General features: G+C 67.0%; 16 protein-coding genes. 9 read left to right on the forward strand and 7 right to left on the reverse strand.

Translation table 11 applies throughout. The features are described from left to right. Window positions 1-14 precede the first annotated feature (14 nt). The 4 genes from ACW171_RS14710 (at window position 15) to rplS (ending at window position 2,365) form a co-directional block, all read left to right on the forward strand. Window positions 15-692: an SDR family oxidoreductase gene (locus tag ACW171_RS14710; protein ID WP_492094258.1), complete on the forward strand. Its 678-nt coding sequence runs from the start codon at window positions 15-17 to the stop codon at window positions 690-692. A gap of 112 nt (window positions 693-804) precedes the next feature. Then, window positions 805-1,140, forward strand: coding sequence for a thioredoxin (gene trxA / locus ACW171_RS14715; protein ID WP_492094260.1), 336 nt, complete (start codon window positions 805-807; stop codon window positions 1,138-1,140). A gap of 45 nt (window positions 1,141-1,185) precedes the next feature. Then, window positions 1,186-1,935: a tRNA (guanosine(37)-N1)-methyltransferase TrmD gene (gene trmD, locus ACW171_RS14720; RefSeq protein ID WP_492094262.1), complete on the forward strand. Its 750-nt coding sequence runs from the start codon at window positions 1,186-1,188 to the stop codon at window positions 1,933-1,935. 4 nt (window positions 1,936-1,939) lie between these two features. Beyond that, window positions 1,940-2,365 carry a 50S ribosomal protein L19 gene (gene rplS / locus ACW171_RS14725; protein WP_492094264.1) on the forward strand — a complete coding sequence of 142 codons (426 nt, stop codon included), beginning with the start codon at window positions 1,940-1,942 and terminating at the stop codon, window positions 2,363-2,365. 246 nt (window positions 2,366-2,611) lie between these two features. Here the strand turns inward: rplS and ACW171_RS14730 are convergent, their stop codons facing one another. From ACW171_RS14730 to kduI, 5 genes are all read right to left on the reverse strand, one after another. Continuing rightward, a complete protein-coding gene (locus ACW171_RS14730) occupies window positions 2,612-3,691 on the reverse strand; it encodes an aldose epimerase family protein (RefSeq protein WP_492094265.1) in 1,080 nt (359 codons plus the stop codon). A 104-nt stretch (window positions 3,692-3,795) separates the two neighbouring features. After that, complete coding sequence (locus ACW171_RS14735; RefSeq protein WP_492094267.1) at window positions 3,796-5,442, reverse strand: pectate lyase; 1,647 nt, start codon at window positions 5,440-5,442, stop codon at window positions 3,796-3,798. 96 nt (window positions 5,443-5,538) lie between these two features. Further along, window positions 5,539-6,549: a sugar kinase gene (locus tag ACW171_RS14740; protein WP_492094268.1), complete on the reverse strand. Its 1,011-nt coding sequence runs from the start codon at window positions 6,547-6,549 to the stop codon at window positions 5,539-5,541. Window positions 6,550-6,569: 20 nt separating this feature from the next. Continuing rightward, window positions 6,570-7,328, reverse strand: coding sequence for a 2-dehydro-3-deoxy-D-gluconate 5-dehydrogenase KduD (gene kduD, locus ACW171_RS14745; RefSeq protein ID WP_492094270.1), 759 nt, complete (start codon window positions 7,326-7,328; stop codon window positions 6,570-6,572). 7 nt (window positions 7,329-7,335) lie between these two features. Beyond that, entirely contained in the window at window positions 7,336-8,169 is an 834-nt protein-coding gene (kduI, locus tag ACW171_RS14750; protein WP_492094272.1) for a 5-dehydro-4-deoxy-D-glucuronate isomerase, read from the reverse strand. 119 nt (window positions 8,170-8,288) lie between these two features. Here kduI and ACW171_RS14755 point away from each other — a divergent pair, with 119 nt between their 5' ends. After that, window positions 8,289-8,948 (forward strand): RpiB/LacA/LacB family sugar-phosphate isomerase, encoded by a 660-nt coding sequence (locus ACW171_RS14755; RefSeq protein ID WP_492094274.1) that lies wholly within the window; start codon window positions 8,289-8,291, stop codon window positions 8,946-8,948. 42 nt (window positions 8,949-8,990) lie between these two features. Here ACW171_RS14755 and ACW171_RS14760 read toward each other — a convergent pair whose 3' ends face one another. Beyond that, window positions 8,991-10,073: a LacI family DNA-binding transcriptional regulator gene (locus tag ACW171_RS14760; RefSeq protein WP_492094276.1), complete on the reverse strand. Its 1,083-nt coding sequence runs from the start codon at window positions 10,071-10,073 to the stop codon at window positions 8,991-8,993. Between the two features lie 185 nt (window positions 10,074-10,258). On the opposite strand from ACW171_RS14760, the gene ACW171_RS14765 reads away from it, so the two are divergent. The 4 genes from ACW171_RS14765 (at window position 10,259) to scpA (ending at window position 16,275) form a co-directional block, all read left to right on the forward strand. Beyond that, entirely contained in the window at window positions 10,259-11,071 is an 813-nt protein-coding gene (locus tag ACW171_RS14765; protein ID WP_492094278.1) for a 2-keto-4-pentenoate hydratase, read from the forward strand. A gap of 176 nt (window positions 11,072-11,247) precedes the next feature. Next, the gene (locus ACW171_RS14770) at window positions 11,248-12,462 is read left to right on the forward strand and encodes an MFS transporter (protein ID WP_492096645.1); all 1,215 of its coding nucleotides are present in this window, start codon (window positions 11,248-11,250) and stop codon (window positions 12,460-12,462) included. A gap of 283 nt (window positions 12,463-12,745) precedes the next feature. Continuing rightward, window positions 12,746-14,134, forward strand: a complete 1,389-nt coding sequence (locus ACW171_RS14775; RefSeq protein WP_492094280.1) for a methylmalonyl-CoA mutase family protein — start codon at window positions 12,746-12,748, stop codon at window positions 14,132-14,134. Then, entirely contained in the window at window positions 14,131-16,275 is a 2,145-nt protein-coding gene (gene scpA, locus ACW171_RS14780; RefSeq protein ID WP_492094282.1) for a methylmalonyl-CoA mutase, read from the forward strand. Before ACW171_RS14775 ends, scpA begins: the two co-directional genes overlap by 4 nt. Here scpA and ACW171_RS14785 read toward each other — a convergent pair. Then, on the reverse strand, window positions 16,272-16,685 hold the full coding sequence (locus tag ACW171_RS14785; protein WP_492094284.1) for a hypothetical protein: 414 nt from the start codon (window positions 16,683-16,685) through the stop codon (window positions 16,272-16,274). The genes scpA and ACW171_RS14785 overlap by 4 nt on opposite strands. Between the last annotated feature and the right edge of the window lie 34 nt (window positions 16,686-16,719).

The raw sequence follows: 16,719 nt of genomic DNA on the forward strand, positions 1-16,719 counted from the left end.
CGCTTGAGGTCCGCATGAAGAGAGCCATCGTCACCGGAGCCGCGGGCCTGATCGGCCGGGGCATCTGCCAGGCCCTGATCGCCGACGGCTGGACCGTGGCCGCCTTCGATCTGAAGCCTGGACCCGAGGGGACGCGGTCCGTGATCTGCGATGTCGGCGACGAGGCTTCGGTCCAGGCCGCCTTCGCCGAGCTGGAGTGGGACGACCTGGACCTTCTGGTCAACAATGCGGGTATTGCCGGGCCGGATCGCGGACCGCTGGCCGAACTGTCGCTGGCCGATTGGCGCAAGGTCACCGACAGCCACCTGACGGGCGCCTTCCTGATGAGCCGCGCGGCCATCCCTCTGCTCGGTGACAACGGCGCCATCATCCATATGGTCTCCACGCGGGCCTTTATGTCCGAGCCGAACACCGAGGCCTACGCCGCCTCCAAGGGCGCCATGGTCGCGCTGACCCACGCCATGGCGATCAGCCTGGGACCGAAGGTGCGGGTCAACGCCATCGCGCCGGGCTGGATTTCGGACGGACAGGATCTTCGGCCCGTCGATCACGAACAGCACCCGGTCGGCCGCGTCGGCCGCCCCGACGACATCGCGGGCGCTGTCCTTTATCTGGCCGGGGCCGGCTTCGTCACCGGCCAGGTCCTGACGGTGGACGGCGGCATGACGCGGAAGATGATCTACGCTGAATAGGTCAGTCTGCTGGGGCGGCCGGAGGGAGCGCCGTTGATTTCCCCCAGAATCGCCCCACATCTCGAACCAACATGACACGGGCGCCGATGCCGCCCTTGAGGAGATGAGTTATATGACCACGGTCAAGGTCACCGACGAGAGCTTCGACGCCGACGTCCTGAAATCGTCCACCCCCGTGCTGGTGGACTTCTGGGCGGAGTGGTGCGGCCCCTGCAAGCAGATCGGCCCGGCCCTGGAGCAGATCTCCGACGAGCTCGGCGGCCAGGTCACCATCGCCAAGATCAATATCGATGACAGCCCCATGACCCCGTCCAAGCTGGGCGTGAAGGGCATCCCGACCCTGATGCTGTTCAAAGACGGCCAGATGGCCTCGCTAAAGGTCGGCGCCATGCCCAAGGGCAAGATCCTGGAATGGCTGGCGGAGACGGGCATCGCTGCCAAGGCCTAGGTCTTGGGCGTGACCTGACGGGCATTCAGGCGGTAAAGGGCGGCTATGTCCTTCACCGCCACCGTCCTGACCATGTTCCCCGAGGCCTTTCCCGGGCCGCTCGGCGTGTCGCTGATCGGCACGGCCTGGCGCGAGAAGGGGCTGTGGGACCTGCAGACGCTGGACATTCGCGGTTTTTCCGAAGATAAGCGCGGCTTCCTGGACGACACCCCCGCGGGTGGCGGCCCCGGACAGGTACTCAAAGCGGACGTGGTGGCCCGGGCCTTAGACAGCCTGACAGGGTCGCCCCGGCCGCTTTTGTACATGAGCGCACGCGGTCGACCCCTGACGCAGGCGCGAGTGAAAGAGTGGGCTAAAGCGGACGGCATCGTCGTTCTCTGCGGCCGGTTCGAGGGGGTGGACCAGCGGGTGCTCGAGGCACGCGGGTTCGAGGAAGTCTCCGTCGGAGACGCGGTCCTGGCCGGTGGCGAGGCGGCGGCGATGGTGGTGATCGAGGCGTGCGTGCGACTGATCCCCGGCGTTCTGGGCCAGGCCGAAAGCCTGTCGTCCGAAAGCTTCGAGGACGGTCTTCTGGAGCATCCGCAGTACACGCGACCGCGGACGTTCGAGGGGATCGACATCCCGGAGATCCTGTTGTCCGGCGACCATCGCAAGATGGCGGCCTGGCGTCAGGAACAAAGGGAAAAGACCACTCAGGAGCGACGGCCCGATCTGTGGGCGGCGCATCTGGAAACAAGACCTGCGGAATCTTCCGCCAAATCAAAGCTAAAGGGCGCCAAAGCCCGAGGAGAATAGACACATGGCCAACATCCTTCAGACCATCGAAGCCGAAGAAAAAGCCCGCCTGATCGCGGTTCGTGAAATCCCGAACTTCCAGCCCGGCGACACCCTTCGCGTCATGGTGAAGATCAAGGAAGGCGAGCGCGAGCGCGTTCAGGCCTTCGAAGGCGTCTGCATCGCCCGTGACGGCGGCAGCGTCAACGAAACCTTCACCGTCCGCAAGATCTCGTTCGGCGAAGGCGTCGAGCGCAAATTCCCCATCCTGTCGCCGAACATCGAGTCGATCGAAGTGAAGCGCCGCGGCGTCGTTCGTCGCGCCAAGCTGTACTACCTGCGCGACCGTCGCGGTAAGTCGGCCCGTATCGCCGAACGCCAGACCATCCGTCCCGCCAAGGGCGCTCAGGTCCCGGTCACCGGTTCGACCGACAAGGGCGACGAGGCTTAGGCCTTACTCGCATTGCGATTTTGAAGAGGGCGCAACCGGCGACGGTTGCGCCCTTTTTCTTTCGTCATCCTCCGGCAAGGCGCGCAGCGCCGCAGACCGGGGGACGCAGCGGCGCGCGAGAGCGCGAACCTGTCGCGCGCACCGCCGCTTCCTACATCTTGTCTGAACAGATCGCCTTCGGCGCCGCTGGGTCCCCGGTCTTCGCTTCGCTGCGTCGAAGGATGACGAAAGAAGGGAAGTGCGGTGTCAGCCCGCCGAAAACCGGTACTCCGTCCGCGACCGGAATGTCTCCCCCGGCCTCAGCACGGTCGATGGAAACTGCGGTCGGTTGGGGCTGTTCTGATAGTGCTGGGTTTCCAGCGCGACGCCGCAATAGGGCCGATAGGCGGCCCCGCCGCGCCCGACCAGTTCGACCGTGTTCGCCGTATAGACATGCAGCGCCGGCTCGGTGGTCCACACCTCCATCGCCCGCCCGCTGAAGGCGTCCGACAGCCGGGCCGCCCGGCGCAGGCCCTGACCGCGAACCGCGAAGCTGTGGTCGTAGCCGCCGCCGATGCGCAGCTGTTCATTGACCTCGAAAAGGTCTCGCCCGATCGGCTTTGCGGTGCGGAAATCGAACGGCGTCCCGGCGACGGGGGCCAGGTCTCCGGTGACGACCTTGTCCGGCGCATAGGCGGCGAAGGCGTCGGCCTCGATCTGGAAATCGTGATCCAGGATCAGCCGTTCGGGATCGCCCGACAGGTTGAAATAGGAGTGGTTCGTCGGATTCAGCACCGTCGCCCGGTCGGTCAGGGCCAGGTAGTCGATGGTCAGCCGGTCGTCGTGCGTCAGTCGGTAGGTGACCGAAATGGTGAGTTGGCCGGGGAAGCCCTGGTCGCCATCGGCGCTGACCAGGGTCAGGACCACACCCGGTCCTTCGTCGGTCAGGTCGGGGCGGCCCATCCAGTTGCGCTTGGCGAACCCGATCGGGCCGCCGTGGCTGGAATGGGGGCTGGTCCCGACGTCGAGCTGAACCTCCCGCCCGTCCAACTCGAACCGGCCGCCGGCGATCCGCCCGGCGTAGCGGCCCACGGTCGATCCGAAATTGCGCGACCGCTCTACGTAGTCGGCGAGCGTATCGAGCCCCAGCACAACCTCGGCCATCCGACCGTGGCGGTCGGGAACCTTCAGCGACTGCAGGATGCCGCCCCAGGTCATCACCCGCGCCTGCGAGCCCCGCGCGTTGGTCAGGGTGAACAGGCTCACCGTCTGGCCGTCGGGCAGCGAGCCCCAGTCCTTCACCTCCACCGGCGGCGTCCGCATGAAGGGGACCGAGGGCATCGCCATGCTCGGCATCGAAAGGCTGGGCATCGAAAGCCTTGGCATCGCTCCGCACCCGGCCAGCGGCGTCGCCGCTAGGCCGGTCAGCAGGGTTCGGCGATCCAGCCGCATCAGGCGACCGGCGGGCCTAGGGCCTCGATCAGGTCGCCCATGTTGCGGATGAAGGCCTCGGTCGAGATGGATTCGACCGGGAAGTCGGTGTTGTAGGGCGAGGTGTCCCACAGGTCCCCGACTCGGGTCGTCTGATACTCCCCGCCTGTGACGGCTTCGGGCGAGGGGCCGATGTAGGGGTTGGATGTCGTGGTCATCGGGGTGGGCCAATAGCCGCGAGCGTTGAGACCGCTGGCCAGTTCCGCTGCACGTCCCGCCGCGACGGGGCGCGGACGCCGGCCCTCCGTGGACATGTCCCAGACGCTGACGTCGCGAAGCGAGAAATATTTCGGCAGGCTCCGGGTACCCGGCCGCGCCTTTAACGGCGACGCCGCGATCAGGGCTGCGGGCGACATCGCTTCCGCTGCCGCCAGCTCGCTGCGCAGGGCGGCCGTGTCCAGGTTTCGGAACGAGCCGTAGTGGATGATCAGGTTGTTCGGGTTCTCGTCGGCGTAGTAGCGGCCGTTGCGGATGTTCGACCCCCTGCGGTGGATATAGACCGGGGTGTTGGAGCCCTCGAGGATGAAGGTCGGATGCGTCCGGCCCGGCGCGATCAGGTTTTGGGGCGTCTTGACCTGGTCCAGCCAGTCGAGCGCTTCCGGCAGGCGGGCCAGGTATTTGCGGTCACCGGTCAGCCTGTAGAAGCCGATCATCGATCGGATATTGGTCGCCGTCGTGTGGGTGGCGAAGGCGCGCGGCTCGATCGTGCGGGCCGGGGCCGGCTTCAGCGTGTCGGGGAAATGCTGCAGGCCCCAGGCCGGTTGCGGCATCGGCTGCTGGGTGGCGATGAAGATATCCATGCCGCGCTGGATCGCATCGACCAGACGCCGGTCGTTCGAGCCGAGCGCCTGATGGCAGTACAGCAGGAACTCGATGTTCTCGCCCGCCACGTCGTCGTTGAAGGTGATGTAGGGGGTGTAGTCCGGGTTGCCGTGCAGGCCGCCCGCACCTTCGACGAAGGGGAAGCGCTGGGGCCAGCCGCCGTTCGAATACTGGGCGTCGAGGACGAACTGGATCGCCTTGTCGAGCGGGGCCCGATATTTGCGCTCGCGCTTCTCCAGATAGACGCGGAGCAACAGCTGCGACGCCTCGGCCGTGCCCGCGTCGTCGAAGGTGGCGTTGCCGTAGTAGTGCTGGAATTCCTCCAGCCGCCAGGCGTTGCCGCCCACCGTCTCGTACCAGTGTTTCAGGCTCTCCTCGCCCGCGGTGTCGATGACGTAGTTCCAGCCACCGCGCGGATGCTGACCCGCGATCAGGGCGTCGGCGGCGGATTTGGCGGCCTCGTAGAACTGCTCGTCCCCGGTGGCGTGATAGGCGTCGAGATAGGCGTGACCCACGGTCGCCGTGCCCGGAGGCTGCACCCAGATCATAGTCGGCGAGGCTTCGAGCTCGCCCCAGCGGCGCGAGAAGTCGGGCAGGACGTTCCAGACGTATCCGCCGCCGACGGCGACCTCGTCGGTCATGAAGGCGGTGGCGCGCTTCATGGTCGCCAGGATGGCGGCGCGGTCGGGTGCGGGCGCGCTCTGGGCGAAGACGGGCGTGGCGGCGAGGGCGGTCAACGCGGCCCCTCCAGCGAGGATGGCGCGGCGCGACGGGGTCGGCGACATGGGGAACTCCGGGTCGTTTCCTAGGACAGACGCGCCGGATCTTTCGCCCGGTCGACACGATCAAAGCACTTCTGACACCGGTTTCCTAGGGCCGGGTCAGCGCTTGATGTCGAACCCTTCGGCAGCCATGGCGGCTCGGACCTGAGCCTCGTCGAACAGGTTGAAATCGCCGGGCACCGAGTGTTTCAGACCTGCCGCCGCGAGGCCGAAAGCCAAGGCCTCGTCGTTCGACCAGCCGCGATAGATGCCGAACAGGACACCCGAGGCGAAGGCGTCGCCGCCGCCGACCCGGTCCACGACCCCGGTCAGGGCGATGGGGGCGGCATGATGCTCGCCATCGCGGGTGATCATCACCGCCGACAGGGTTTGGTCGTCGACGCTGTCGTTGACGCGCAGGGTGCAGCAGATCCGCTCCAGCGTCGGCCATTTGTCGAAGGCGGCCTTGGCGGCCATCCGCCGACGCTCCGCCGGATCGGCGTGGTCGAACTTCGTCCCCATCACTAGGGCGAAGTCGCGGTCGTCGGCGAAGGCCAGGCTGGCGCCCGCCAGCATCTTGCCCAGGGTCCCCGGCGGATCGCCAGCCCATTCTGACCACAGCTTGCCGCGGAAGTTTCCGTCGAAGCTGACCTTAACGTCTGCGGCCACGGCTGCCTCGACGACCTTCACGGCTGCCGCCGAGCCATTCGGCCCGGTCGCGGGCGTGACGCCCGACAGGTGCAGCCATTCGACGCCGTCCAGCAGCTGCGCCCAGTCCAGCGCGCTATCGACATGCTCGACGAAGGCCGAACCCGCGCGGTCGTAGAGGACCTCCGACGGCCGCCGCACGGCGCCGGGCGTCAGGAAATACAGACCCATCCGGCCCGGCTTGAACACGATGCCGCGCGTGTCGACGCCGTGCTTGCGCACCTCGTCCCGGGCCGCGTGGCCCAGCGTATTGTCGGGCAGGACCGTCGCCATGGCGGCCGGCGTGCCGTAGCGGGCCAGGGATACGGCGACATTGGCCTCGGCGCCGCCAGGACGGACTGTCAGGCCGGGCGACTGCATCAAAAGTTCGCCGTCGTTGGGCGTGAGACGCAGCAGCATCTCGCCGAAGCACAGAATGGACATGCGCTTAAGCTAGCCGCTGATCAGCGACCGAGCCAGCCGCCATCGACCGGAAGTGTGATGCCCTGGACGTAATCCGACGCCGCCGACGACAGGAAGACCGCCGCCCCGCCGATGTCCGAAGGCTGGCCCCAGCGACCCGAGGGAATCCGGCCGAGGATTTCCTTCGAGCGGACCGGGTCGTCCTGAAGCGCCTGGGTGTTGTCGGTGGCGAAATAGCCGGGGGCGATGGCGTTGGCGTTGATGCCGTGCCTGGCCCACTCGTTGGCCATGAGTTTGGTCAGGCCCGCGACGCCCGACTTGGACGCCGTATAGGACGGCACCCGGATTCCGCCCTGATAGGACAGCATCGAGGCGGTGTTGATGATCTTGCCGCGGCGGCCGCCCGCGATCATGTCGCGCACCACGGCCTGTGAGAGGAAGAAGACCGACTTCAGGTTGACGTTCATGACGTCGTCCCAGTCTTCCTCGGTGAAGTCCACAGCGTCGGCGCGGCGGATGATGCCGGCGTTGTTGATCAGGATGTCGATGGGGCCCAGGCCCTCGGTCGCTTCCTTCACGATGCGCTCGATCGGCTCCATGGAGCCGAGGTCGGCCTGGATCGAGATCGCCTTGACCCCCTTGGCCAGGCACTGGCCGACCGTGTCGTCCGAGGCGCGGCGCGCGACCGAGGCTATGGAGGCACCCGCGTCGGCGAGCGCCAGGGCGATGCCCTGACCGATGCCGGTGTTGCCGCCGGTGACGACGGCGACCTTGCCCGCGAGGCTGAATGGATTGGCCATGATGTCCCTACTTCAGTTGGCTGACGTCGAGGACGTCCATGTCGGTATAGTCGATATTCTCGCCGCCCATCGCCCAGATGAAAGCGTAGTTCGATGTGCCCGCACCCATGTGAACCGACCACGGCGGGCTGACCACGGCCTCGCCGTCGGCCATCACGATATGCCGCAGCTTGTCGGGCTCGCCCATGGCGTGGAACACCCGGTTGGCCTCGCCGAGGTCGAAATAGAAATAGGCTTCCGAGCGGCGGTCGTGGGTGTGCGGCGGCATGGTGTTCCACACGCTGCCGGGCTGCAGGATCGTCAGGCCCAGGGCCAGCTGGCAGGACTTCACGGTCCCCGCCACGATGTATTGATGGATGGTCCGCGCGTTCGAGGTCTCCAGCGCGCCGCGCTTCATCGAGGTCGCCTGACCCTGCGGGATCAGTACCAGCGGGTGGGCCGCATGAGCGGGCGTCGAGACCAGATAGAACCGTGTCGCGCCGGAGAAACTGACCTCGGCCGATCCCATCGGGATATAGAGACCGTCCTTGGGCTTCAGGGTCAGGGTCTGGCCGTCGACGATGATGACCCCATCGGCCTGACCGACATTGATGACGCCCATCTCGCGGCGTTCCAGATAGGGCTGGCCCGCCGCCGACGCCGGCTCTGTCTGTCTGGGCAGGCTGACGGGGCCGGATCCTGGCTCCACGCCACCGATCACCATCCGCTCGTAGTGGCTGTAGTTCAGCCGCACCTCGCCCGGGGCGAACAGGTCGGTGATCAGATAGCGATCGCGCAGATCGTCGTTCGATGCGCCCGCCATCGAATCCGGATGGGTGGCGTGATAGGTCTTGCGATACATGCGGCGATCCTCCCACCGGCGTTTGGCTGCTTGGTAACCGGTGTCAAAACCAGATGCAAATGATCCCGCGAAGGGGTAAAGGCCCTCGCATCCCCCAAAGTCTTGCCCAGAGGAAACCCATGAAAATCGCCCTGATCATCGAGAACAGCCAGGCCGCCAAGAGCTCGGTCGTCCACGATGCCCTGACCGCCGTCGCCGTCCCGCTGGGCCACGAAGTCTTCCACTACGGCATGTACGCGCCCGAGGATAAGGCCTCGCTGACCTACGTCATGAATGGCCTGTTGACAGGCATTCTGCTGAACTCCGGCGCCGCTGACTTCGTCGTCACCGGCTGCGGCACGGGCACGGGCTCGATGCTGGCCGCCAACGCCATGCCGGGCGTCTTCTGCGGTCTGATCATCGACCCGACCGACGCCTTCCTGTTCGGCCAGATCAACGACGGCAACGCCATCGCCATGCCCTACGCAAAGGGCTTCGGCTGGGCCGCCGAACTGAACCTGCAGGACGTCTATCGCAAGCTGTTCGAAGGCGAACGCGGCCTGGGCTATCCCAAGGAGCGCGCCCAGATCATGGCCACGAACCGCGGCATCCTGAAGGATCTGAAGGCCGTGACCTGCCACGACATGCTGACGGTGCTGAAGAACGTCGACCAGGACCTGCTCAAGGCAGCCGTCGCCGGCGAGAAGTTCCAGGAATACTTCTTCGCCAACGCCACCGACGCCGGCATCCGCGACTACATCAAGGGCCTCGTCGGCGCGAAGGTGTCGGAACCGGCTTAAGCCCGCAAATGGAGGCGGCCCGAAGGGGCCGCCTCTTTCGTCTCAGAGCGTCTTCGCCGAATCCCTCACCACCAGCGACGGTCTTACCTCCGGCTGGTTCAGCTTCGCCGGATCAAGCCCCCGCATCGGGGCCAGCAGTTTCTCCGCCGCCATCCGGCCCATGTCCCGGATCGGCAGCCGCACCGAGGTCAGGTTCGGCCATACCCGCGACGCCATCGGCAGGTCGTCGTAGCCCACCACCGACAGGTCCCGGGGAATCTCCAGACCCATGTCCCGCGCCGCCTTGAACACGCCCAGCGCCATCTCGTCGTTGCCGGTGAAGATGGCCGTGGGCGGCGGATCGAGCGCCAGCAGGGTCTTGGCCGCCTCGACCCCCGATTCGAACGTATAGGCGCCCACCGCCACATAGCGGTCGTCCAGCGTCAGCCCCTTTTCGGCCAGCCCCTCGCGGAAGCCGCCGCCGCGCACGGCGCTGGATCGGAACAGCTCAGGCCCCGAGATGAAGCCGATCCGGCTGTGGCCCAGATCGGCCAGATGTCGTCCCGCCTCCGCCGCGCCCAGATGGTCGTTCGTGACCAGCATCGACCCGGCCTCGTCCAGGGACACCGAGGCGATACGGACATAGGGGCAGTCCAGCTCGCGCAGCACGTCGATGACCCGCTCGTCTTCGGACATCGACGGGGGCAGAATCACGCCGAACAGTTTCTGGCGTTCCACGAAGGTGCGGATGTCGGCGACCACGGTGTCGGAGGTCCGCAGGCAGGGGTGCACGACCAGCTCCAGCCCGGACCCGCGCAGCGCGTCCAGCACGCCCTGCTGCATGTTCACGACATAGTTGGGACTGGGGTTGTCGTAGATCAGCCCGACCAGGAAGGACCGCCGGAACGCCAGTCCGCGCGCCTGCGCATCGGGCGTGAAACCCAGGTCCTCGATCACGGCGTTGACCCGCACGCGGGTCTCTTCGCGCACGAAGGGTGACTGGTTGATCACCCGCGAAACGGTCTTCTTCGAGACCGCCGCGATCCGCGCCACGTCGTTGATCGTAGGCCGCTTTCCGGGCTTCATGCCGCTGCGTGCGGATGTCGGTTCGTCGTCGGTCAAGCTCGACCTCTTGCTGTGAGCCATCCAGCCTTACAACCGCTCCGCCTGCGACGCCATCGTTCCGGTTCGTGATGACACCGATGTCCGCAAGGGCGTTGACACCGGTTTCCTTCCCCTTCAATCATCTGTCACCGACGAAAAGATCGGCATCTGGCATACCTATCGGGACGGCGCGTGACGGGCATTCAACATCTTTCGGCGGTCGCGGCATGAGCGCGGCGGACGCCCTTGCGCCGACCGACGGCGTCGCGGATATCGCTGCGCGCTTCGTTGAGGCGCGCCTGTCGAACACCGGCATGGCCGAGTATCCGGGCCAGATCCCGCGCGACATGGCCACGGCCTACGCGACCCAGGACATCGCCATCAGCCTGTTCCCCGATCAGATCGTCGGCTGGAAGGTCGGCATGGTGCCGCCGGCTCAGCAGCCGGCCCTGGGCATCCATCGCCTGGCCGGCCCGATCTTCCGCCGGAACCTGTGGTCCCCCTCGGCCGAGCCGACGCCTCTGCCCGAAATCGAGGGTGGGTTCGCCGCCGTCGAGGCCGAGTTCGTCGCCCGCATGGGCCCGGTCGATCCCGAAAAACTGGCCTGGACGCTGGAAGAGGCGACCGCCGCCATCGCAGGGCTGCACATCGGCATCGAACTGGCCGGCAGTCCGTTGACCACCATCAACGACCTCGGCTCGGCCGTGGTCGCGTCGGACTTCGGCAACAACGGCGGTCTGATCCTGGGCGCAGAGATCGAGGACTGGGCCGCGCGTCTGCCGGGCATCGAGGTCGAAACCCGTATCGACGGTGACGTCATCGGCGGCGGCACGGCCGATTCTATCCCGCGCGGCATCGTCGAATCGGTGCGGTTCCTGCTCGAGAATCTGGCCCGTCGCGGACGGCCGGCGACGGAGGGGACGCTGGTCTCCACCGGCGCGGTCACCGGGGTTCACCGCGTCCATGCGGGCGCAAAGTCGGTCTGCTCGTTCTCGGGCGTCGGCGAGATCCATTGCACGGTCGTGAGGGCCGGAGCGTAAGTGTTCAGTGAGGTCGGAACCCGTTGCGCCTTTCACGGTGACAAGACGGGTCGGGGCCTGAAAACAGGAGGAAACGGGGCGTGACAGACACCACCGCGGCCAAGGCCGAACCCATCCAGATCCAGCCGCCCTCGGGCAAGTATCGCTGGGTCGTCGTCTGGCTGCTGTTCGCGGCCATGGTCATCAACTACGTCGACCGTCAGGCGCTGGGCGTCCTGAAGCCGACCCTGATGGACGAGTTCGGCTGGACCGAAACCAACTATGCCGACATCGTCTTCTGGTTCCAGGCGGCCTATGCCGTCTCCTACCTGTTGTGGGGACGACTGGTCGACAAGATCGGGGCCCGCTGGGGCTTCGGCATCGCCTTCATCATATGGCAGATCGCCTTCCTGGCCCACGCCGGCATCCGCAGCCTGAACACCGCCATCTTCGCCCGTGTGGCGCTGGGCATCGGTGAGGGCGGCGGCTTCCCCGCGGGCATCAAGGCCGTGACGGAGTGGTTCCCCAAGAAGGAACGCGCCTTCGCCGTCGGACTGTTCAACGCCGGCACCAACATCGGCGCCATCATCACCCCGCTGATCATCCCGCTGATCGCCTCGGTCTGGCTCGGCACGGCCGAAGAGCCCAACTGGCGCATGGCCCTGATCATCGTGGGCGCGCTCGGGTTCCTGTGGGTTCCCGTCTGGTTCATGATCTACAAGCGCCCGGGCGAGCACAAGAAGGTCACCCCGGCCGAGCTGAACTGGATTTCCCAGGACGCGCCCGATCCCGCCCACAAGATCGGCTGGCTGAAGCTGCTGACGGTCAAGGAAACCTGGGCCTATGCGCTCGGCAAGTTCCTGATCGACCCGATCTGGTGGTTCTTCCTCTTCTGGCTGCCGGGCTTCCTGGGCGCGCAGTACGACCTGAATCTGCTGACCTTCGGCCCGCCCCTGATCGCCATCTATCTGCTCTCGGACGTCGGTTCGATCGGTGGCGGCTGGCTGTCGGGACAGTTCCTCAAGCGCGGCATGAGCCTGGGCTCGGCGCGGAAGCTGACCATGCTGATCTGCGCCCTGGCCGTCACGCCCGTCGCCTTTGCCGGCAATATCGACAACATGTGGCTGGCCGTCCTGGTCATCGGCATCGCGACGGCCGCGCACCAGGGCTTCTCGGCCAACCTCTACGCCATGCCGGGTGACGTCTTCCCGCGCTCCGCCGTGGGCTCGGTGGTCGGCATCGGCGGCATGATCGGTGGCTTCGGCGGCATGGCCATGGCCAAATACGCCGGCTACGTCCTCGACCAGATCGGCAGCTACACGCCCATCTTCGTGGTTGCCGCCTCGGCCTACCTGGTGGCGCTGCTCTTAATCCACCTCCTGTCGCCCAAGTACGAGGCGGCCAAGGTCTAATCCCTTGGAACCCCTCTCCCGAAAGGGAGGGGGGTTTTCGTTTGTTGTTGGCACCGAAAAGGCCCTTTTCACCAATCGAAACAAAGGGCGTGGCTTTTATCTTCGACGGGCTGCTGAGCGGGCCTATACTGTCGGTCCTCGCCTGAAAGCCGGCGTCCGGACGCGAAACTGTAGACTCTGTCGACTCTGTCGAGTCGCTTTTTGGAGTCGCTTCCCGGATCGACCGGCTGGACGCCCGGTGCCCTGAGTAGCAATACGGCGCATCAACCGCGCCGGAGTCCCCATGCCCAACGCCTTCCCCATCCCATCACCCGCCGACTGGCGCGTCGAGGCGGAGAAGGCTCTGAAGGGCAAACCGATCGAGGGTCTGGTCCATCTCGACGCGGATCATCTGACGACCCGCCCCCTCTACGGCCGCGCCAATGCCGCCGAAGCGGTCTTCGCCCCCCGTGCTTCCGATGCCGACGGCCGTCCCTGGGACCTGCGCACCCAGGTCGAGGGCGATGACCCGCAGGCCGTGAACGCCGCCATCCTCGCCGACCTCGAAGGCGGCGCGGCATCGGTCCTCCTGTCGGGCTCGGTCCTGGCCGATTCCGAACCGCTCGGCCGGGCGCTCAACGGTGTGGCGCTTGAACTGGCGCCTGTCGGTCTCGACGCCGGTCTGGCCGGGCCGGACGCGGCCAACGCCCTGGCGGTCGTCGCCAAGGGCTCTCCTCGCGCCAAGCTGATGTTCCACCTGGACCCGCTCAGCGCCTTCGCCGCCACGGGTGGATCACCACGCCCGATTGAGGAACACCTCAGCCTCGCCGCCAACACCGCCGCCCGCCATGCCGGCGCCTATCCCGAGGCCAGCTTCTTCCTCGCCACCGGCCGCGCCGCGCATGAAGCGGGTGGTTCGGCGGGTCAGGAACTGGGCTTCGCCGCCGCCGCGGCCACGGTCTATCTCAATGCCGCCCTGGAGGCGGGCCTGCCGATCGAGCGGGCGCTCGCAGGAACCGTCTTCGGCGTCAGCGTCGACGCCGAATATTTCGACAGCCTGGCCAAGGTCCGGGCGCTCCGCTTGATCTGGCGCTCCATCAGCCGAGCCTATGGGTCTGAGACTCCGGCCCGGATCGAGGCCCGCTCCTCTCGCCGGATGCTGGCCGCGACCGACCCTTGGCCGAACCTTCTACGCCTGACGGCCGCCGGATTCGCCGGCGCCGTGGGCGGCGCCGACGCCGTGGTGCTGGACGGCTTCAGCCGCGCCTCGGGCCGCCCCGACGCTTTTGCCCGCAGGCAGGCCCGCAACACCCAGATCATTCTGATGGAGGAGGCGCACATCGGCCGCGTCGCCGACCCCGCCGCCGGATCCTGGTTCCTCGACCACCGGACGCGGGATCTCGCCGAGGCCGGCTGGGCCGAGTTCCAGCGCATCGAACGCGAGGGCGGGATCGTCGCCTCCCTTCGCGGCGGAGCCTTGCAACAGCGAATCGCGGCGTCACGCGCGGCGGGCAAGGCCACTCTGTCGGAAGGCGGCGGCCAGATGGTCGGTGTCACAAAGTTCGTCGACGCCGACGTCCGCCCCGTCTCTAACGAGGTTTCGACGGCCGAGCCGTTCGCTTCTGACGGGGACAATTGTCCGCCGCTGCCGCCCTTGCGCTGGGCCGAAGCCTTCGAAGGAGCGGCGGCATGAGCATCCCCGATTTCACCAAGGCCGCCCTCGACCTGTCGCCCCTCGACGGCGCCCTCGACCGCGCTCCCATCCGGACGCCCGAAGGCATCGACATCGCGCCGACCTACGACGCGGCTGCCATCGCCGACCTCGGCTTCACGGACGGCCTGCCCGGTTTCGCGCCTTTCGTGCGCGGTCCTTATCCGACCATGTATGCGTCCAACCCCTGGACCGTGCGTCAGTATGCGGGCTTCTCCACCGCCGAGGCCTCCAACGCCTTCTATCGCAGGAACCTCGCGGCCGGTCAGAAGGGACTATCGATCGCCTTCGACCTGGCCACCCACCGGGGCTACGATTCGGACCATCCGCGCGTCGCCGGCGACGTCGGTATGGCGGGCGTCGCCATCGACAGCATCCTCGATATGCGGACCCTGTTCGACGGCATCCCGCTGGATCAGATGTCGGTGTCCATGACCATGAACGGCGCCGTCCTGCCGATCCTGGCCCTCTATGTCGTCGCGGCCGAGGAACAGGGCGTCGAGCACAAGGCCCTGACCGGGACCATCCAGAACGACATCCTCAAGGAGTTCATGGTCCGGAACACCTACATCTACCCGCCCGGCCCCTCGATGCGGATCATCGCCGACATCTTCGCCTGGACGGCGCAGGAGACGCCGAAGTTCAACTCCATCTCCATCAGCGGTTACCACATGCAGGAGGCCGGAGCTTCCGCCGACCTGGAGCTGGCCTACACCCTGTCCGACGGACTGGAATACATCCGCGCAGGCGTCGCGGCGGGCATGGATGTCGACCGGTTCGCGCCGCGCCTCAGCTTCTTCTGGGCCATCGGCATGGACTATTTCATGGAGGTGGCGAAGCTCCGCGCCGGCCGCCTGCTGTGGGCCGAGGCGGTGCAGGCGGAGTTCTCCCCGAAAGACCCACGCAGCCTGTCGCTCCGCGCCCACTGCCAGACGTCGGGCTGGTCGCTGGCGGCCCAGGACGTATTCAACAACGTGCCTCGCACCATGGTCGAGGCCATGGCGGCGGCGGGCGGCCAGACCCAGAGCCTGCACACCAACTCGCTCGATGAAGCCCTGGCCCTGCCGACGGATTTCTCGGCCCGCATCGCGCGTAACACCCAGCTCCTGCTCCAGCTCGAGACCGGCCTGACCAGGGTCATCGACCCCTGGGGCGGAAGCTTCTTCGTCGAACGCCTGACCCACGAACTGGCGATGCGCGCCCGCGCCCATATGGCCGAGGTCCGCGAACTGGGCGGCATGGCCGCGGCCATCGAGGCCGGCCTGCCCAAACTCCGCATCGAGGAAGCCGCCGCCAGAACACAGGCCCGCATCGACACGGGCCAGCAGACCGTCGTCGGCGTGAACCGCTATCTGAACGACACCCCCGACGATATTCCGGTGCTCAAGGTCGACAACGCGGCCGTTCTCGCCGCCCAGATCGACAAGCTGAAACGTCTCCGCGCCGAACGCGACGAGGCCAAATGCCAGGCCGCCCTCATCGCCCTGACCGAAGGTGCAAAGGGCTCCGAGAACCTGCTCGAACTCTGCGTCCGCGCCGGTCGCGCCCATGCCACGGTGGGTGAAATGTCGGATGCCTTGGAAGCCGCCTTCGGTCGTCACGTCGCCACGGTGAAGACCGTCTCCGGGGTCTACGCCAAGGAGGCCGGGGCCAACCCGAAGATCTCACGCGCCCTCGACATGGTCGCCGCCTTCGTCGAGAACGACGGCGGCCCGCCGCGCATCCTGATCGCCAAACTCGGTCAGGACGGCCACGACCGGGGCCAGAAGGTGGTCGCCACCGCCTACGGCGATCTCGGGCTCGACGCCGTTGCCGGGCCGCTGTTCCAGACGCCGGAGGAGGCCGCGCGCGATGCGGTGGCCAACAACGTCCATGTCGTCGGCGCCTCGTCCCTGGCGGCCGGTCACCTGACGCTGGTGCCGGCGCTGAAGGCAGAGCTGGAGAAGCTCGGCCGCCCCGACATCATGATCACCGTCGGCGGCGTGATCCCGCCGGGCGACGTCCAGACCCTGATCGACATGGGCGCGGCCGCCGTCTACCCGCCGGGCTCGGTCATCGCCGACACGGCCATCGACCTGATCGAAAAGCTGAACGAACGGCTTGGGTATGCGCAGAAGGCTTAGGGGCGCTGTCGGCCGGGCAGGGACCCGATCTCGGCTTCGCTCAATGACCGAACGACCCGGGCCAGGCAGGGACCTTGGGGCGCCGTGGAGTTCAGCACCGTGATGTTCGCTCCGTCGCCGACGCACAGTCGATCGCTGATGCCGATGCTGGGCGTGATGGCGAGGCCATTGGTCGAGCCGAGGTCGAAACAGCCGCCCGACGCGATCTCGAACACGCCACCGCCGAGGACCCGCACATAGACCTGCTGATCCGTCTCGCCCCGGCGGAAATTGGTCACCCGCCGGGGTTCGAAGCACTGACGCGGACCGTCGGCGGCGGTGGCGAAGCGGCCTTCGGGCGTGCGGCCCCCGGTAGGCGCGCAGGCCGCGACGGCGGACAAGGCGATGAGGGCGGCGATCGATCGGCGCATGGGCGTATCCTCTTTCCAGTCAGACGCCGCGACC

This window comes from Brevundimonas sp. FV1ye28 (assembly GCF_058681135.1).